This is a genomic window from Mizugakiibacter sp. (genome assembly GCF_039680435.1).
Taxonomy (GTDB): domain Bacteria; phylum Pseudomonadota; class Gammaproteobacteria; order Xanthomonadales; family Rhodanobacteraceae; genus Mizugakiibacter.
This window is the reverse complement of the sequence record NZ_JBDKSX010000014.1, coordinates 1-18,582: the sequence shown is the minus strand read 5'-3', so window position 1 is coordinate 18,582 and position 18,582 is coordinate 1. Positions and strand designations below refer to the sequence as shown.

12 protein-coding genes are annotated in these 18,582 nt (G+C 69.1%); 7 read left to right on the top strand and 5 right to left on the bottom strand.

The features are described from left to right. From ABFC67_RS01235 to ABFC67_RS01210, 6 genes are all read left to right on the top strand, one after another. A partial coding sequence (locus ABFC67_RS01235; protein WP_346736215.1) for a histone deacetylase occupies positions 1-918 on the top strand: 918 nt, incomplete at its 5' end. 68 nt (positions 919-986) lie between these two features. Then, positions 987-1,538, top strand: coding sequence for a sigma-70 family RNA polymerase sigma factor (locus ABFC67_RS01230; protein ID WP_346736214.1), 552 nt, complete (start codon positions 987-989; stop codon positions 1,536-1,538). Further along, on the top strand, positions 1,535-1,948 hold the full coding sequence (locus ABFC67_RS01225) for a hypothetical protein (protein ID WP_346736213.1): 414 nt from the start codon (positions 1,535-1,537) through the stop codon (positions 1,946-1,948). The genes ABFC67_RS01230 and ABFC67_RS01225 overlap by 4 nt, the downstream gene beginning before the upstream one ends. A gap of 14 nt (positions 1,949-1,962) precedes the next feature. Then, complete coding sequence (locus ABFC67_RS01220) at positions 1,963-2,871, top strand: DUF4097 family beta strand repeat-containing protein (protein ID WP_346736212.1); 909 nt, start codon at positions 1,963-1,965, stop codon at positions 2,869-2,871. Positions 2,872-3,091: 220 nt separating this feature from the next. Next, positions 3,092-4,729, top strand: a complete 1,638-nt coding sequence (locus tag ABFC67_RS01215) for a sulfotransferase (protein WP_346736211.1) — start codon at positions 3,092-3,094, stop codon at positions 4,727-4,729. A gap of 87 nt (positions 4,730-4,816) precedes the next feature. Next, positions 4,817-6,397 carry a sulfotransferase gene (locus ABFC67_RS01210; protein ID WP_346736210.1) on the top strand — a complete coding sequence of 527 codons (1,581 nt, stop codon included), beginning with the start codon at positions 4,817-4,819 and terminating at the stop codon, positions 6,395-6,397. A 28-nt stretch (positions 6,398-6,425) separates the two neighbouring features. On the opposite strand, the gene ABFC67_RS01205 is transcribed toward ABFC67_RS01210, so the two are convergent. The 4 genes from ABFC67_RS01205 to ABFC67_RS01190 form a co-directional block, all read right to left on the bottom strand. Further along, positions 6,426-8,246: a sulfotransferase gene (locus ABFC67_RS01205; RefSeq protein ID WP_346736209.1), complete on the bottom strand. Its 1,821-nt coding sequence runs from the start codon at positions 8,244-8,246 to the stop codon at positions 6,426-6,428. 83 nt (positions 8,247-8,329) lie between these two features. Then, the gene (locus ABFC67_RS01200; RefSeq protein ID WP_346736208.1) at positions 8,330-11,353 is read right to left on the bottom strand and encodes a TonB-dependent receptor; all 3,024 of its coding nucleotides are present in this window, start codon (positions 11,351-11,353) and stop codon (positions 8,330-8,332) included. Positions 11,354-11,701: 348 nt separating this feature from the next. Next, the gene (locus ABFC67_RS01195; RefSeq protein ID WP_346736207.1) at positions 11,702-13,267 is read right to left on the bottom strand and encodes a sulfotransferase; all 1,566 of its coding nucleotides are present in this window, start codon (positions 13,265-13,267) and stop codon (positions 11,702-11,704) included. 140 nt (positions 13,268-13,407) lie between these two features. Continuing rightward, positions 13,408-14,406, bottom strand: a complete 999-nt coding sequence (locus ABFC67_RS01190; protein ID WP_346736206.1) for a hypothetical protein — start codon at positions 14,404-14,406, stop codon at positions 13,408-13,410. Positions 14,407-14,626: 220 nt separating this feature from the next. Between ABFC67_RS01190 and ABFC67_RS01185 the strand changes: the two genes are divergently transcribed. Further along, positions 14,627-17,506: an EAL domain-containing protein gene (locus tag ABFC67_RS01185; protein WP_346736205.1), complete on the top strand. Its 2,880-nt coding sequence runs from the start codon at positions 14,627-14,629 to the stop codon at positions 17,504-17,506. Between the two features lie 79 nt (positions 17,507-17,585). On the opposite strand, the gene ABFC67_RS01180 is transcribed toward ABFC67_RS01185, so the two are convergent. After that, positions 17,586-18,482 carry an Hsp33 family molecular chaperone HslO gene (locus tag ABFC67_RS01180; RefSeq protein ID WP_346736204.1) on the bottom strand — a complete coding sequence of 299 codons (897 nt, stop codon included), beginning with the start codon at positions 18,480-18,482 and terminating at the stop codon, positions 17,586-17,588. Positions 18,483-18,582 lie beyond the last annotated feature (100 nt).

Below are 18,582 nucleotides of genomic sequence, written 5' to 3'. Positions count from 1 at the left end.
CCCGCCGGCCATCGTTTCCCGATGGCCAAGTACCGGCGGCTGTTCGAGCGCGTGGCCGGGCGCGCCGCCGCGCTCGGCATCGAGCTGCGCGAACCCGCGGCAGCCGACGACGCCGCGCTGCTGCGCGTGCACACCGCCGGCTACCTGGCGCGCCTCGACGCCGGCGCGCTGACGCCGACCGAGCAGCGCCGGCTCGGCTTCCCGTGGTCGCCGGCGATGGTCGAGCGCGCGCGCCGCTCGGTGGGCGGCACGATGGCCGCACTGGAAGCCGCGCTGCGCGGCGAGCGCATCGCGGTCAACCTCGCCGGCGGCACCCACCATGCGCACGCCGACCATGGCCGCGGCTACTGCGTGTTCAACGACGCCGTGGTGGCCGCGCGCCACGTACGGGCGCTCCGCCTGGCGCGGCGCGTGCTGGTCGTCGATCTCGACGTGCACCAGGGCAACGGCACCGCGGCGCTGGCGCGCGGCGACCCCGGCGTATTCGCGTTCTCCATGCACGACGCGCGCAACTACCCGGCACTGAAGGAGCCCGGCGACCTCGACGTGGCCGTGCCGGAAGGCTGCGACGACCGCCGCTACCTCGACCTGCTGGCGCGGCACCTGCCCGAGGCCATCGCGCGCGCGCAGGCCGACGCCGCGATCTACCTCGCCGGCGCCGACCCGTTCGCTGGCGACACGCTCGGCCACATGCTGCTCAGCAAGGCCGGCCTGCGCCAGCGCGACCGCCAGGTGTTCGACCTGCTGGCCCGCGCCGGCCTCCCCTGCGCGGTCACGATGGGCGGCGGCTACGCCGAGGACGTCGAGGACATCGTCGACATCCACTTCGCCACCGTGTGCGAAGCCGCCGTCCGCGGCGCGGCCACGCCCGGCATGGCCGGCGCCCCATCGACCGCCGCTCCCGCGGGTCCGGCTTAAACCGCCGCCGCCTGCGGCGCATCCAAGCTGGCAAGATGGACGGTGCCTGCCTTGCCCTCGTGACGCCCATGCAGCCAGCGCTCCGCCCGGAGCCCGCGGACGCCGAACTCGCGCAAGCCGCCGCGCGCGGCGACGTGCGTGCGTTCGAAGCGCTGTATCGGCGCCACGTCGGCCGCGTGCATGGCGCGCTGCTGCGCCTGGTCGGTTACGACCACGCGCGCGCCGAGGAGCTGGCGCAGGAGGCGTTCGTGCGCGCTTGGCAGAAGCTGGCCGGCTTCCGCCACGAGAGCGCGTTCGGCACGTGGCTGTACCGCCTCGCCGTGAACGTGGCGCTGATGGACCTGCGCGCGCAGCGCAGCGACCCGGTCGAGGCCGCGGGCGGCGGCGAGGACCTGCCCGAGCAGCCGCAGCACCCGTTCTGCCCGGTCGAGCGCGCCGAGCTGGAACGCGCGATCGGCGCCCTGCCGCCGCGCGCGCGCGCGGTGCTGGTGCTGCACGACGTCGAAGGCTGGAAGCACGAGGAAATCGCCGCCGAGCTGGGCATGGCGGTCGGCTCCTCGAAAGCGCAACTGCACCGCGCGCGCAACCTGGTCAAGCGCGCGCTGGGAGAACGGACATGAACGAGTTCGAATGGCTCAGGCAGACGCGCGCGCTGGACGCGCCGGCCGAACCCGGGCGCGACCTGTGGCCGGCGATCGCCGCGCGCATCTCGGCGATGCCGCCGCGGCGCCGGCCTTCGCCGCGCCTGCTGCTGGCCGCGGCCAGCGCGGCCGCCGTGCTGGTCGTCGGCGGCATCGGTGCGCGCCTGCTGCAGGCGCAGGCGCCGACCGCGCAGGTGGCGCACGAAACTCCACGATGGAACCCACGCGATCCGCGCCTCGCCGGCGCGGCGATCGAGCTGGACGCGGCACGCTACGAACTGCGCCAGGCCCTGGACGAGTCGCCCCGGGCCGCCTTCCTGCACCATCTGATCGACCGCACCGAGCGTCAGCAGGCCCGCCTGCAGCGCCTCGAGCGCAGCGCCGGCTGACGAGGAGACCGACGATGAAATCCACTTCGATCCTGGCCTTCGCCCTCGCCGGCTACGCGGCGGCGGCGCTGGCGTCCGGCACGCCGATCAACGAGCTGCGCAACGTCGCCGCCGACGCCCGCATCAGCATCAGCAACGTCAAGGGCGAGGTGAAAGTCACCGCCTGGGAACGCAACCAGGTGCAGATCACCGGTACGCTCGGCGAGGGCGCGAAGCGCCTGGCCGTCGAGGGCGACGCGCATGATCTGCGCATCAAGGTCGAGGGTCCGGAAAAGTCCGGCTGGTTCAGTTGGGGCAGCGACAGCCGCATGGGGCCGACCGACCTCGACGTGCGCGTGCCGCGCGGCGTCGCGCTCAAGGTCGACGTGGTCAGCGCGCCGATCGGCGTCAGCGGGCTCGCCGGCGGCGCGGTCGAGGTCAACACGGTCAGCGGCCGCGTGCGCCTGGACGCGCGCAGCCCCGCGGTCAGCGTCGACAGCGTCAGCGGCGACGTCGAGCTGGGCGCGCCGGTGCAGAAGGCCAACGTCGAAACCGTCAGCGGCAACGTGGTGATCCCGTCCGTGACCGGCTTCGCCGAGGTGCAGACGGTGTCCGGCGGTATCCGCGTCGGCGGCGGTCCGCTGCAAAGCGGCGAGGTCAGCACGGTCTCCGGCGATATCGCGCTCGGCGTCGGCCTCGCCGCGGGCGGCAACCTGCACGTCGAGACGATGAGCGGCGACGTGCGCCTCGACTTGCCGGCGGACCTGTCCGCGCAGCTCAGCGCGGAAACCTTCAGCGGCAGCCTGCAGAGCGACTTCGGCAGCACCCAGCGCCCCGAGCACGGCCCCGGCACGCACCTCGACGCCCGCGTCGGCGCCGGCCAGGGCCGCGTGACGGTGGAGACCTTCAGCGGCGATATCCGCATCCGCAAGGGCGGCGGCTGAAGCTGGCATTTCGACGAGGCCGGTCCCGTGCGGCGAGGCGACTCGCAGGAACACCGGCCCGGCATGCGCGACGGCAAGGTTTCGATCTTCCGCATCGCCGGCTGGCGGCAGCGGGGGAGACAGCCGCGCACGAATCCGCCAAACTCATCGTCCGAATGGCCTATCCGGACATCGGGCGTCGGTTCGCATTGCCTGGCATCACCTTCGTACCGTCCGCGCAATGGGTCGCCGACCGACCGCCGGTCGAATCCCCTCAGCACGAGCATCGATGGAGACAGGCATGGTTCCGCGGTTGCAGGGATTGAGCCCATTGTCCGTGCAGCACGTCGTAGCGGCCGCACAGGCGCTCGACGCGGGGCGGGCGGATGAAGCCGGCCGCCATCTTGCCGACGCGCTGGCGCTAAACCCGGACCACCCCGAGGTCCTGCGCCTGCACGCCGGCATCCTGAGCCTGCGCGGCGAGCACGCACAGGCGATCCGTGCGATGCAGCGCGCCGCTGCGCAGCGCCCGCAGGACGCCCTCTATCACAACACCATGGGCACGACGCTTGCAGCCGCCGGCGAGTTCGACGCCGCGGTCGCCGCCCTGCGACAGGCCTGCACCCTGCAGCCGGACCTGGCCATCGGCTGGTACAACCTCGGCGTGATGCTGATACGAAGCGTCCGCTTCGACGAAGCCGCCGATGCGTTGAAGCGCGCCGTCGCGCTGGCGCCCGATCACATGCTCGCACGCACGCAACTGGCCGACATGCTGCGCGTCGGCGGCTGCGCCGGAGAAGCGGCCGCCGAGTACCGCAAGGTACTCGCCGAACGGCCATGGGTGGGTATGGCGTGGTGGGGGCTGGCCGATCTCAGGACATCGCAACTGGGTACGGACGATATCGAACGCATGCACGCAGCATTGCGCGACCCGCGCGCCAGCGATGACGACCGCACCGCGACGGGCTACGCGTTGGCCAGCGCGCTGGACGCCGCCGGCCGCTACGCCGAGGCGCTGGCCGCGCTGGCGCAGGCCAAGGAGATCGCACTGCGCCGACAGCCATGGCAGGCGTCGGCGTTTTCCGCGGCCGTGGCAGCGATCGACGCCGCTTTCACGCCACCGCCGGACACCGCATCCACCGCAGACCTCGGCCGCGAGGCGATCTTCATCGTCAGCCTGCCGCGCTCGGGCTCGACCCTGGTCGAACAGATCCTCGCTTCGCACTCGCAGGTCGAGGGCGCCGGCGAGCTGCCCGACCTGCCGCTGGTGATCGCCGAGGAATCGCATCGCCGCCGCATGCCGTTCCCGCATTGGGTCGGTGCCATGCAATCGGCCGACTGGGAGCGGCTCGGTCGGCGCTATCTGGAACGCACCGCGCATTGGCGTGATCGGCGCCCGGTCTTCACCGACAAGCTGCCCAACAACTGGATCTACATCGGCGCGATCCGCGCCATGCTGCCAGGCGCGCATATCGTTGCCTGTCACCGCGATCGACTGGAAACCTGTTTCTCCTGCTACCGGCAGCACCTGGCCGGCAACGAATATTCGCGCACGTTCCCAGATCTCGCTTCCTACTGGCGGGACTTCGATCGCAGCACGCGTCACTGGGCGGAACAGCATCCGTCGAACGTGCGCTTGCACATCTACGAAGAATTGATCGCCGACCCTCCGGGTTGCATTCGTGCGCTGCTGGAATTCTGCGGGCTGCCGTTCGAGGAGGCTTGCGTGCGATTCCACGAAACCAAGCGCGACGTGCGCTCGCCCAGCGCAACCCAGGTACGCCAGCCGCTGCGCGCCGACACGGCGCGCACGCCGCGCTACGGTGCCCTGCTCGACCCGCTGCGTGCCGCGCTGGACCTGCCGCCATTCCGGGCCTGACAGCAAGGATTGCGATCCATGACCGATTACCATTCCACCCCGGCACCATCGAACAGTCGCAGCACGCGCGTCCTGGCCGACTACGCCGTGCGCGTGCAGCGCGACTCCGCGCAGGCCGCGCGCGCCGCGCTGCTCGCAGCGCTTGCCGGCGCGGCCGAGCAGGACTGGCTGGACTGCGCACGCCAGCTGGTCCTGCGCGATGACCGCGATGGCGCGGAAGCGCTGCTGGCCGGCGCGTTGGGCGAGTACCCGCAATCGGTCGAATTGCGGCGCGTGCTGGCCGGCATCTACCTGCAGACGCAGCGCGGCACGCAGGCCGAACCCGTCCTGCGCGAGCTGCTGACGCAGCACCCGGACGACGCCGGCGCTGCGTTTGCGCTGGCGCGCATGCTCAAGGACGAGGGCCGCATGAGCGCCGCCGCCGCGGTGATGCGGGCATGCTTCGAGCACGGTCGGCACGATACCGAGCTGGCGATCCAGGCAATCGAATTGCTCGACGATTGCGGGCGCAAGCAGGATGCGGCCGCTATTGCCGAGCACGCGATCGCGGTAAGCCCGCACGATCCTCGCCTGTATGCCTACGCGGGCATGCTGGAGGTCCAGCTCGGCGAATTCGAACGCGCGCGGCAACGCTACATCTTCGCGTTGGAGCACAGCCCGCAGGCCTGCGAATGGCACGTACCGTACGGAATGGCCTCCGCGCAACGCTATGCCAGCGACGCGCACCCGGACTTCCACCTGTTCGGCGAATGCCTGTTGCGCACCGACCTCAGCGACAAGGCCCGCGCTTCGCTGTTGTTTGCGCTGGGCAAGGCGCACGACGATGTCGGCGACTACGCACAGGCAGCCCGCTACTTCCGGCAAGCCAACGCGCTCGCGCACGCGCTGACGAAGTGGACGCGCAAGCCCTGGCGACGTGCCGTGGAAGCAAGGCTCGCCGCGCATCCCTACTCGCACCGGCTCGGTCCATCACACGATTTCGTGCCTGTGTTCGTGGTCGGCATGCCGCGCTCCGGCACCACGCTGGTGGCCGAACTGCTGTCGCGCTACCCCGGGGTCTGCAATCGCGGCGAGCTTCCCTGGCTGGCCACGCTGGCGCAGCAGTCCACGCTCGCCGGCGACCCGAGCCGCGCCGAGCTCGAACGCGCCGCGGCGACCTATGTGGCGCAGGCTCGCCAGGACGACTCCGAAGCTCGCTGGTTCATCGACAAGCAACCGCTCAATTTCCGCTATGTGGGCCTGATGCTCGCGCTGTGGCCCAATGCCAGGATCATCCATACCCGGCGTAGCGAGCGGGACACGGCGCTGTCCCTTTGGATGCAGTCGTTCACCGAGGAAGTGCAGGGCTACGCCTACGATTTCGCCGACATGGCGGTGGTCATGCGCGACTGCGACCGGCTGATGACGCACTGGCGCAAGTGGTACGCGGCATCCATATACACCGTGCACTACGAGCAACTCGTAGCCGACCCGAAGTCCACCATCGCCGACGCGGCTGCCTGGCTGGGCTTGCCGGCGGCCGATGCAACCATGGCGCCGGACAAGCCCGCGAGCACCATCAGCACCGCCAGCCTGTGGCAGGCGCGTCAACCGGTCTACACCCGATCGGTGGAGCGCTGGCGAAACTATGCTCCGTATGTGCCGGAGCTGTTGAAGTTCCCTGCCTAGTCGCCACAATCGGCGCGACGCCGCGCCGTCAGTTGCTCGCGGCGGTCGAATATCCCCAGTGCTCGAGCATGGGCTCCAGGATCGGCAGCACCGGCTCGAATTCCCGGCGGTACCGCAGCCAGCGGTTCACGCCCTTGGTATTGACCGGCTCGATGACCTGCGTGTAGCTCGGCGTGGCGATGTAGCCCTTCTCGCGTGCCCGCTGGTCGAACTTCATCATCGGCGAAGCATCCTCGAGCTCGAGGAAGTCGGCGATGCGCCGGGTCTGCCGCGGGAAGTCGGCAACCAGGTCCTCATAGCGCGAGAGCAGCACCTGCGGCTTGAACACGTCGACGTGGTGCAGCCAGCCGCGCATGGCTTGCACATAGGCCGCGGCGAGGCGCTCGAGCGTTTCGCTCGCAGCGCCGAGGATGCTGGAACGGAAGTTCTGCATGTAGCAGCTCAGGACCACGTCGCACGGGTGTCGCAGCGCAACGATGAACTTGGCCTTCGGGAAAAGGCGGTAGATCATCGGCAGCCACAGCATGTTGAACGGGTTCTTGTCGACCAGCTGCGCATCCCAGCGCCGGGGCACCTTCTCGCATGCCATGATCAGGTAACGCTTGCGCAGCTCATCGCAATCCAGCTGCCGCAATACGCTCAAATCGTCGAGGATGCGTTCGTCGTGCCGGCGCAGTGTACCGGCCAGCCTGTCGAAGAACGGATTTTCGTCCATCGACTGCAATGCGGGGTGGGCGTCCAGCATCTGCTCGAGCAAGGTCGTGCCGGAACGCGGGAAGCCGACGATGAATACCGGCGAATGACGGCTGTCCGGCGCTATCAGCTCGGGCCAGCGGCGATAGTCCTCCGCACTGACGTGCAGCGTCGCCGCGGGCAAGGGAAGCGCGTCGGGTTCGAATTTCCTTGGCGAGGAGAGTTTCAGTTCCTCGACCTGCAGGGCATGCGCACTGCGCAGCGCGCGCAGTGCCTGTTCGGTGTCGCCGAGTTTGTCGTATACCTTCGCGAGCTCGTAGTAGTGCCCGAAATCCATGTCGTGCATGGGCCCCGACTGTTCCAGCAGGGACCGTGCCGTCGCCGCGTCTCCCTTGCGCATCGCGAGGATGGCTCGCACGTGCGCCACCTCGCGGCGCGCCTGTTCCGGCAGGCCGTCCTGTGCGATCGAGCCGAGCAGGGCTTCCGCCTCCGCCAGCCGATTCAGTCTTTCATCGACTTTCGCGAGCTGCACCTTGGCTTCGAGGTGCGCGGGGTTGCGTCGCACGATGTCCTCCAGCAGACCGCGTGCGCCTTCGGCGTCGGCGAGCAGCAGCAACAGCCGGGACAGCTCCATCTGCAGCGCGTCGTCGCGCAGCGGCAACCAGTTGCGCCAAGGCTTCAGCAGGTCTTCCGCTCCGTGGAAATCCTGGCAGTGGCAACAGGCGCGGGCCGCATGAATGCGCGCCAGCGGCAGGTTCTGATCGATCTCGAATGCGTCCAGAAGCATCTCGCGTGCCGCCCGATAGTCCTGGCGCTGGATGAGCAGGAGGCCGAAATTGATGCGGGGGTCGGGATTGCGCGGATCCAGCCGCACCGCCGTCGCGTAGGCGGCCTGCGCCTCGTCCAGCCGTCCCAACGCGTGCAGGATGGTCGCGTAGTTGCCCCAGTGCACGCTGCTCTCCGGAACCAGTTCAGTGAGGCGCCGGTGGCTCTCGGCCGCTTCCTCGAGCTTGCCCTGGAACTGTTGGCTCATGGCCAGCGAGAACAGCGCGTCCTGGTCGTGCGGCTGCGCGGCAAGCCGCTCCCGGCACAGTCGTTCAGCCTCGGCCGGCCGGCCGCCCTGCAGTGCCGCGATGATCGTCTGGATGGATGGCATCGTCGTCATCAAAAAAAAAGAGCCGCGCGAGAGACTCGCGCGGCTCGTCAAGGTCAAACCACTCTGTGCCTGAACGTTTCCGATCAGAACTTGACCGTCACGCGAGCCCAGTAGTAGCGGCCCATCAGATCGAAGTCGCTCGGATCGGTATTGGCGTTGAGCGAGTTGTTGGCGTACACGAACGGCGGCTGCTTGTCGAACGCGTTGTCGATACCCACATCGATGCGCGTATTGATCGCCTCGATGTTGTAGCCGACCTGGAAGTCGTTGTACACGGTCGCGCCGTAGTCGATATACATGCCGTGGATCGTGCAGTAGTCCCCGTAGTAGCAGGTACCGGCCGGGAACACGTCCTGCGACGGCGACGGCGAGCCCATGCGGAACTTGCCGATGTAGCGCATCCGCCAGGAAGCGTCCCACGAGCTCAGCTGCCAGTTGACGAAGGTCTGTGCGCGCCAGCGCGGGAACAGACAGACGCCGCCGTTACCCGACGGGCAGGCCGATGCCAGCGGCGAGCCGAACGTGCCGAAGTGGCCGGCGCCATGCAGGACCGCGTTGGCCGGCGTACCCGGCGCGGTCTGCATGTCGTACTGACCCATGTAGGTCGCGTCGAGGCCGACGTTGAACTGGCCGAACGCGAACTCCGGCAGCCTGTAGCGCAGCGACATGTCCACACCGCGAACGTCGGTGCGGCCCAGGTTGCCGGTCGGCTCGATGATCTGGGTGATCTGGCCCGGAGCGGTGCTGCCCGCCGGGTTGCGCGAGATCAGCGAGCAGTACTGGGTCTGGCCGGCGAAGCACAGGTTCAGCACGTTCTGCGCACCGATCGAGGTGATGGTGTTGTTCAGATACACGCGCCACACGTCGGCGCTGAACGACAGCCCCTGCACCCAGCTCGGCGAATAGACGAAGCCGAAGTCGAACGACTTGCCCTGCTCCGGGCCCAGCGGGAAGTTGGCGTACTGGGAACCCGAGGAAATGCCCTTGATCTGCTGACCCAGGGAGACGTCGGTGTTGACGAACGAACCGTCCGTCGGCACGCCCACGCACGCCGGGTTGGCGACGGTGATGTGGTCGCACGGGTCGGTGCTCAGCTTGGGCGCATCGCTGATCGGGTTGCCGAACACGTCACCCACGGTCGGGGCGCGGAACACCTTGGAAACCGTGCCGCGCAGCAGCAGGTCGTCGATCGGGCGCCATTCCACAGCGAACTTCGTGTTGCTGGTGCTGCCGAAGGTGCTGTACTTGGAGTAGCGGTCGCCCACCGTCACGTTCAGGGAGCGCGCGAACGGCAGATCCTTCAGGATCGGCACGAACAGCTCGGCGTACGCCTCCTTCACGTTGTAGCCGCCCTGCAGCGAGGAGCTGCACTGGCTGCCCAGCGTGCAGTTGCCGGTAGCCGGATTGATCAGCAGCACCGGGTCGATGACGCTGTGGGTGTACTCCTTGCGATAGGAGACGCCGCCCGCCAACTGGGCGGTGCCCGCCGGCAGGTTGAACACGCCGCCGCTGACGTCGGCGTGCCAGGTGCGCTCGATGCTGTAGTAGTTGCTCAGCGCCGGCGAGGCGATGCTCTGCAGGGTCGCGACGGACTGCGGATCGAACAGGTTGAACGGATTGAACGGCGTGCAACCATCGATCTTCGTGCTGGCGTCGCCCGCGGTGCCCACGCAGATGGGCGAGCCGGTGGCCGGATCGAGCATCGACGGGCCCATCGCCGTGTTCAGCTCGTCGACGTTGGGCAGACCCAGGGTGGTGATGACCGTGGACGTGTGGCCGTAGTTGTAGCCGACGTCCCAGGTCCAGTCCTGATCGAACAGGTTCAGGTTGCCCCTGAAGCCCGCATTGGTCTGGTCGATGGCGTTGTTGGTGCGGGCGGCGCGGTTGCCCGCCGACACCAGGCGTGCGCGGTAGTCGTTGCCCGTGCCGGCGGCGAAGTCGACGCCGAACGGGTTGTACATGTTGTCCTTGGAGATCACCGCACCGTACAGCGTGCCCAGCAGCGCCGGCGCGAGCTGGAAGCCAGCGCTGGTCTTGTTGTGGTACGCCGCCATGTAGGCGTCGATGTTGTCGGTCAGGTGATAGGTGCCATTGACGAACAGGTTGGTGCGCTCCTGCGGCGTCATGATCAGGTTGACCGTGGCGTAGTTGTACTTGTCCGAGGAACCGAAGCAGTGGTAGTCAGTGGCAGCGTTCTGCCCGCTGGCACCCTGGTTCAAGGCAACGCGGCTGCAGCCATACTGCGCGCGAAGGTCGGGGAGGCCGGCGGCCGCGGCCTGGGCCGCGGTCGGCAGCTGGATGTTGAGGTACGGCGGGAAGCTGGAACCACCCACGTACCCCGTCGGCGGCTGCGGCGCGGACGGACCGGCGCCGTTGGTGCCGTACAGCGTCACCGCGTTCTCGGCGAACTTGCGGTTGGCGGACAGCACGCTCTCCGTCTTGTTGTAGTCGATGCCGGCCATGATGCTGCCCTTGTCGGACGTCTGGCCGAAGATGAAGTGGTAGCCCTTGCGCTCGCCGTCGTTGTGGTCGGAGATGCCGTAGTCGGCGGAGAACTCGGCGCCCTGGTAGTTCTTGCGCAGGATGATGTTGATGACGCCGCCGATCGCGTCCGAGCCGTACACCGCGGATGCGCCGTCGGTCAGGACTTCGATGCGCTCGACCGCGGTGGCCGGGATCGAGTTCAGGTCCTTGCTGATGGTGCGCTGGCCGTCGACCAGCACCAGGGTGCGACGGAAGCCCAGGCCGCGCAGGCCGACGATGCTCGAACCGCTGCCACCGCTGTTGTTGACCTGCGGGTTGACAGCCGGGCCGCTCACGACCGGCAGGTTCTGCACGATATCGCCCAGCGTCAGCTTGCCGGTCTGCTGGATCTGCGCGTGGTCGATGGCGACCACGGGGTTGGAGGTTTCCAGGTCCACACGGCGAATGTGCGAACCGGTCACCACGATGGTTTCGAGGGCCTGGGCCTTCTGCGGGTTCGGCTGATTACCGGCCGTGCCGGTATCCTGCGCATAGGCGGCGCCGGTGGCGCCCACCGCGGCTACCGCACCCAGCGACAGCGCCAAGCGGACTGCCGACGACAGCTTGTTCACGTCGAGTCTCATTACGCTCTCCAACGTCAGTGTTGTGACACAGCTACGGGACTAGCTCGGGACTAGTGTCCATCCTTGGAATGGCCACAAGATGGCCCACCGAAACCCCTGGCAAGGGCCGATCCTAACAACTTCATAACCCTTTGGGAATACCGCCGTAATACTCACATCCGTCCCCGTGAACCCGCATCGCTCCTGCCTTCTGCCGGTGGTCGCGGACCAGGCCTCACACTGCGGAGGGAAGTGCACAAAGGGGGCGCCGTGCGCCCGGCCCCAAGCCCCGTCAGTACAGATTATGTGATTTTTTTCAGCATGTTAGACCACGCTGCGGACATGGCGGCACCGGCGCGTGAACGTCAATCAGGCCTCGAGGGCCCTCCTCAAGCCCTCAAGCTGCCGCTCGTAGTGCCTCCACTCGCCGAATGACCGGGCGTGGATGGGTTCACGTACCTGCACCATGCTGAGGGTCGCGACCGCCGACTTGTTGCGGGTCAGGTCCACGCAGCCCGGCTCCCATTCCAGTCCGCAGAAGTCGAGCACCTTGCGGGCGGTCGCCTCAGGCTCGCGTACGAGGTCGGCGTACGGCACGGCCAGCAACTGCCCGGGCATCGCTGCGTGCCAGTGCGCCATCACGCGGCGGTACTGGCGATAGTGGGCGGCCAAGGCGTCGAGGTTGTAGGTGTAGGGGAACCGGTCGCTGAACTGCGTGCGGAAGTTCGAGAAGCACACGTCCATCGGCTCGCGCACCAAATGAAGGATGCGCGCTTGCGGCAGCGCCCGGCGGATGAGACCGGCGACCATCCAGTTGCGCGGCAGCTTGTCGATAAAGAACGAGCGACCCCGGGCACGCCACTGGGTCTGTGCCAGGTAGCGCCGGCCGATCTCCACGTAGTCGAGGCCAGGCAGGCGTTGCAGCATGTGGTCGTCCAGCGTGAAGCGATGATCCGCGGCCCAGCGCAGTTGCATGCCGAAATCGTCGAGCTCGCCCGCCGATGTCACGCGGGAGTGATTGCTCAGTATGCGATCGAGCAACGTCGTACCCGACCTCATCATCCCGAGGATGAAGATGGGCTGCGGCCCTTCGTGCTGCACTTCGACCGGTTTCAGGAAATCGGACGTACACAGATCGATGAGCCGATCGAAAAGACGGCGTTCGTACTCGGCATCGTAGCGAAGCTGCGCGTACATGATCGCGTTGGCCCGCTCAAGCGCCTCCCACGCCTCCTCGTAGCGCCCCAGGTCCTCGAGTTCCTTGTAGCGGGCGAACTCGAGCGCAGCATGGTCTTCCCAGCCTTGCGCCATCCCCGAGATCGCACGGAGACGCGCAGCGAGATCGTCCAGGTGATTGCTTTCGGGCGTCTGTTTGCGCAGCCGGGACAATGCCAGAGCCGCACGGCCGAACATCGGAGCCTGGCGCAGGCAGGCTTCGAACTCTCTCTCCGCATCCTGCATGCGACCGTTGAAGGTCGATTCAACCCCTCGATAAAAATGGAAGTCCGGTGTGTCGACGCCTGCCGCCGCAGCACGATCGAGGAGACTCAGCGCCTCGGCATGCTCGTTCACCATTTGCCTCGACAAGGCAAGGCGGACCAGGGTCTGGCCGTCGCGCAGGTTCGCCAATGCCGGATGGTTGAGGCAATCCCGGGCGGCCACGACCTCTCCGACCTGCAGAAGTGTCGCCACCACATCCACCACTACCGTCGGGTCGGCCTCGCGCGGAGTGTTGCGGGCGGCGTCCAGCGCGTGGCGGACTGCATCACGCAACGAGCCCTCGGCCCAGGCGACCCGCCCTACGGCCAGGTGGGCCTGTAGATGGGTTGGATCCCGCAACAACAACGACTCCAGCGCCGCCCTCGCCGGCCCGAACTGTCGTTCGGCCAGATAGCGCTGCGCGCGTTGCCACTGGCGGTCAATGCGGTCGGTCATGTCGACAACTGTCCTGTCCCCGCGAAACTGGTACCAGGGACCCCCAAAGGTCCGGCCGCGGACAATAACAGACCGCCGTCCGGGTCAGGCCGAGGATGGGCAGCGAGCCAAAGCGGCCGCGATAATGACGAGCGGATCGCTTACAGGTCCTGGTGGTACTGGACGTAAGGGACGCGGGTCTGGTCGGATGGATTGGAGCCCGGCGCGGCCAGCGGCGGGGTGCCCGAGGACCAGACGTTCTGGGCGCCGATGCTGAGCTCGCCCTGCCACGGCAGGCGCAGGGTGACGCCGAGGTCGATCGCGGTCCAGCGCTGGCCGGGGCCGGCGATGCCGGACCCGGCCGAGGGCTCCAGCATGCGGCCGACGATGTTGCCGCTCAGGCGGCCGCGATCCAGGCCGAGACTCAGGGTCTTGCTGTCGAAGCTGTCGCCGCCGGGGGTGAGCTGCGGCAGCACGCGGACGCGACCGACGCCCGCGCCGATATCGAACCGCGTGTCGTCGCCGAGAAGCAGCTGGCCGCGGGCGTTCAGGCTGTCGCTGCCGTCGATGCCGCCCACCGGCAGTCCGGGGGCCAGGATCGGCAGTTGCGGCACGATCTGCGGCAGCGCGCCGCCGCGAGCGGTTCCCGTATGGGTCAACCCCAGCGACAGGTCGAGGCCGAAGCGGCCGGCGCCGTACCCGGCACCCAGCTCGGTACCGAGCAGGGACAGGCCGTTGCCGCCCACGCAGATGCTGTGTTCAACGCCCGGCTGGGCCGGCACGCAGCCGGCAGCGGCGGCGTTCGACCACGTCGCCTGCGAAACTCCCGCGCGCAGGTAGGTCTGCGGCGTGACGTCCAGCCTGAGGCCGCCGCTCAAAAAAGACGTCGCGCCGATCAGCCGGTAGTCCAGCGGGCTGCCGATCTGCGGCGCCGCCGGCTGCAGCGGTCCGGGTTGCGCCTGCCCCGCCGCGACCAGCGCGAGCACGCGCCCGTCGGGCGAGCGCCACAGGGGCAGGTAGACGCCCGGAGCCACTTCGGCGACCTGGTTCAGCGGAACCGCCTTCCCGTGCGCAGCCACGGGCGCCTGCCCCCAGGCCGCGAAGGGCAGGGTCAGCAACAGGACCAGCGGAAGGACAGGACGCAACATCGTCGAGGGCATGATTATTGCTGTGCATGATCGACCGCCACCGCGGCGGCCGGTTCCAGCACGTCGTCGAATTATACGCATCTTTACGTTTTACTAACAGACGGAGACGTGCGCGGGCTCACAGCTTCGTCGGTGCGAGGCACCGCCCCCGGCGCTACACTGCCGGCCAACACCCGGCGCGAACAAATCGATGACGCCAGCGTATCCCGCACTCTCGGCAGGGGTCACGAGCGTGGGCGGGGCGGATGCCTCGTCCGGGGACACGATCGAAGCCCTGCTGGCCGTCGATACCCAGGCCGCCGTCGAGGCCGCCTGTCAGGCGTACGCTCGCGCGCGCTTCCCCGACACCGAGCTGCACTTCGCCCCGGCGCAGCCGTCGCAAACCCCCGCCGGCACGCTGCTCGACCGGCATGGCGAGGCGGGCCGCACCCGGCTGCGCCTGGCGCTGGGCGCCGGCCTGCCGCTGGCGCTGGACGTGGCGTTCCCGGGCGAGAGCCCGCGCCTGGACCTGCTGACCGCGCTGGCGCAGCTCGCCCGATTGGGCGGACTGCGGCTCGGCACCCTCGCCGAGCTGGCGCGGTTGCGCGAGGCGGTCGCCCGCCTGGAGCAGGCCGAACGCCTGCAGCGCGCGCTGTACGCGATCGCCGACCAGGCCAGCGGCGACCGCGAGATGGGCGAGGTGATGCGCGCGCTGCACGGCATCGTCGGCAGCCTGATGTACGCGGAGAACTTCTACATCGCGCTGCACGACCCGGCCCGCGACACCCTGCGCTTCGCCTACTACGTCGACATCGCCGACCGCGACCCGCCCGACTCCTCCCGCGATTACCCGCTGGAGGAGATGCGCCACAGCCTCACCTGGCACGTGATCCGCCGCGGCGAGTCGCTGATGGGCTCGATGGAGCAGCTCGCCGCCCAGGTCGACGGTCCGCTCGCCGCGACCGGCCCCGACTGCGTGGACTGGCTCGGCGTGCCGCTGCTGCACGGCCAGCAGGTGGCCGGCGTGGTGGTCGTGCAGAGCTATACCGAAGAGGCGCGCTACAGCGAGCAGGACAAGGCCCTGCTCACCTATGTCGCCCAGCACATCCAGACGGCGCTGGAACGCCGCCAGGCGCACCAGGAACTGGAGCGCCGCGTCGCCGAGCGCACCGAGGCGCTGCGCGAGGCCAACCGCGTGCTGCAGCAGCAGGTACTGGAGCGCCAGCGCGGCGAGCGCCTGCAGGCGGCGCTGTTCCGCATTGCCGAGCTGGCCGGCACCACCGAGAGCATCGAGGAATTCTACGCGGCGGTGCACCGCGTGATCGGCGGCCTGCTGTACGCGCGCAACTTCTATATCGCGCTGCTCTCGGACGACCAGAGCGAGCTGAACTTCCCCTACTCGGTGGACGAGTTCGACGCATCGCGCCAGCCGCGCCGGATCGGTCGCGGCCTTACCGAATACGTGCTGCGCCACGGCACCGCCCTGCTCGCCCACACCGGCGACATCGAGCGCCTGTGCGCCAGCGGCGAGCTGGTGCAAAGCGGCGCGCAGTCGGTGTACTGGCTGGGTGTGCCGCTGGTCTGCGAGGAGCGCACGGTCGGCGTGCTGGCGGTGCAAAGCTACAGCGAGGAACACCGCTACAGCCAGCGCGACCAGGAACTGCTCACCTTCGTGTCCTACCACATCGCCAACGCGCTGGAGCGACGGCGCGCGGCGGAATCGCTGAAGCAGGCCAACACCGAACTCGAGCGGCGCGTCAGCGAGCGCACCCGCGCGCTGGCGCTGGCCAATCGCGACCTGCGCGAGCAGATCGCCGAGCGCGAGCGCATCGAGCGCCGCCTCAAGCACGAGACCCTGCACGACTCGCTGACCGGCCTGCCCAACCGCAGCCTGCTGATCCAGCGTCTGGAGCGCGCGCTCGGCCGCTACCACGAGGACGCGGCGCGCCAGTTCGCCGTGCTGTTCCTCGATCTCGACCGTTTCAAGGTGATCAACGACTCGGTCGGCCACCTGATCGGCGACGACCTGCTGTTCCAGGCCGGCGGCCGCATCCGCGCCTGCCTGAAGTCGCAGGACGTGGTCGCGCGCCTCGGCGGCGACGAATTCGCCGTGCTGCTGGAAGACATCGGCGACGCCGAGGACGCCTGCAAGGTGTCGCAGCGCATCATCGACGAGCTGAACGCGCCGTTCCGGCTCGGCGCCAAGGAGCTGTTCACCTCGACTTCGATCGGCATCGCGCTGGCGGCGCCGCACTACCGCCGGCCGGAGGAACTGCTGCGCGACGCCGACTCGGCGATGTACCGCGCCAAGGACGAGGGCCGCCAGCGCTACGCGCTGTTCGACGAGCGCCTGCGGCGCGAGGCGGTCAGCCTGCTGGAAATCGAGAACGACCTGCGCCGCGCGCTGGCGCGCGGCGAATTCGAGCCGCACTTCCAGCCGATCGTGCGCCTGCAGGACGCAGGCACCGTCGGCTACGAGGCGCTGCTGCGCTGGCGCCATCCCGAGCGCGGCCTGCTGCTGCCGATCGACTTCCTCGCCATCGCCGAGGACAACGGTTCCGCCGAGGCGATCGACTGGAAGGTATTCGAGCAGGTGTTCGCGGCGACGCCCGCGCTCACCGCCACCGGCGCATTCGTCAGCATCAACCTGTCCGGCCGCCATTTCCGTTCGGTCGACCTCGACCGCCGCCTGCTCGGGCTGATGGCGGAGCACGGCGTCGTCGCGCAGCGCGTGCGCATCGAGGTCACCGAGCGCGCGCTGCTGGAGAATCCGGCGCGGGTCAAGCGCACGCTTGAGACCCTGCGCTCGCACGGCATCGGTGTGGCGCTGGACGATTTCGGCACCGGCTACTCCTCGCTCAGCTACCTGCACCAGTACCCGATGCAGGCGCTCAAGATCGACCGCTCGTTCGTCGCCGACCTGCCCACTGACGGCGAGGGCGGCAGCAGCGCGGTGGTGCGCGCGATCCTGGCCATGGCCGGTTCGCTGGGCATGCAGACGATCGCCGAGGGCATCGAGCAGGAAGGCCAGCGCGCCGCGCTGCAACGCATGGGCTGCGGCTTCGGGCAGGGCTTCCTGTTCGGCCAGGCGCAGCCGGCCGCGGCCTGGCTGTCGCCGCAGGCGGCGGTCTGAACCGCCCGCCCCGCCTTCGCGGGGGCGGGATCCGCGCGGCAACGCCGGCGAGCGCGCCGCTTGCGCCGGCGTCCCGCGGCTAGTGCGACAGCGGCGAAGCCGGCGCGGCCGGCGTCGCGCTGAGCAGCCGTTCGGCGTCGACGCGGTCGAACAGGTAGCGGCTGGCGCAGAACTCGCAGGTCACCTCGATCTCGCCGTCGCGCGCCGCGAGCGCGGCCTCGACCTCGTCGCGGCCGAGCGCGCGCAGCACGTGCTCGACGCGTTCGCGCGAGCAGCCGCAGCCGAACGTCAACGGCCGCGCCTGGAACAGGCGCACGCCCTCCTCGTGGTAGAGCCGGCGCAGCAGCGTCTCGACCGGCAACCGCAGCAGTTCTTCCTCGCCGAGCGTGGCGGTAAGGTGGCCGTCGCGCGCCCAGGCGTCGTCGTCGACCTCGGCCGCACGGCCGCCCTCGCGCGGCAACCGCTGCAGCATCAGCGCGGCGGCGCGCTCGCCGTCCGCGGCCAGCACGATGCGCGTCGGCATCTGCTCGGAGCGCTCGAAGTAGCCTTCCAGCAACTGCGCGAACGGCGCGGCCTCGACCGCGACCAGCCCCTGGTAGCGCTGCTGCCCGGGCTCGGTACCGCCGATCGTGATCGCCAGCAGCGCCTGCGGCAGCGCGCCCAGGTCCAACGGCTCCGCCAGCGCGCCTTCCCAGCGCGCCAATCCGCGCAGGCGACCCTGGTCGCTGCATTCGGCGAACAGCAGGCGCAGCGCACCCTGGCTTTTGAGTTCCAGCGACAGGCTGCCGCGCAGCTTGATGTTGCCGGTCAGCAGCGCGCTCGCCGCCAGCGCCTCGCCCAGCAGCCGCCGCAGCGGCGGCGGGTAGTCGGCGCGGCCGGCGACTTCCCGCCAGACGCCCGACAATTGCACGAGCACCCCGCGCACGCCGGCGCGTTCGATCAGGAAACGGTGCAGGACATCGCTGGCGGGGGACACGGGCGGAGCAACCTCGCAACTGTCGGGTGGAGCCGGGCGGCGAACCCGCCGCGGCCGTGCCGGGCGCGGCCCGGCGTCCCGCATAGGTAGGGTGGCGCGC

Bases quoted from the DNA above. Each gene is read 5' to 3' on its own strand.
- ABFC67_RS01230 (WP_346736214.1), top strand. From the start codon at position 987: ATGCAGCCAGCGCTCCGCCCGGAGCCCGCGGACGCCGAACTCGCGCAA.
- ABFC67_RS01225 (WP_346736213.1), top strand. From the start codon at position 1,535: ATGAACGAGTTCGAATGGCTCAGGCAGACGCGCGCGCTGGACGCGCCG.
- ABFC67_RS01220 (WP_346736212.1), top strand. From the start codon at position 1,963: ATGAAATCCACTTCGATCCTGGCCTTCGCCCTCGCCGGCTACGCGGCG.
- ABFC67_RS01215 (WP_346736211.1), top strand. From the start codon at position 3,092: ATGGGTCGCCGACCGACCGCCGGTCGAATCCCCTCAGCACGAGCATCG.
- ABFC67_RS01205 (WP_346736209.1), bottom strand. From the start codon at position 8,246: ATGCCATCCATCCAGACGATCATCGCGGCACTGCAGGGCGGCCGGCCG.
- ABFC67_RS01200 (WP_346736208.1), bottom strand. From the start codon at position 11,353: ATGAGACTCGACGTGAACAAGCTGTCGTCGGCAGTCCGCTTGGCGCTG.
- ABFC67_RS01195 (WP_346736207.1), bottom strand. From the start codon at position 13,267: ATGACCGACCGCATTGACCGCCAGTGGCAACGCGCGCAGCGCTATCTG.
- ABFC67_RS01190 (WP_346736206.1), bottom strand. From the start codon at position 14,406: ATGCCCTCGACGATGTTGCGTCCTGTCCTTCCGCTGGTCCTGTTGCTG.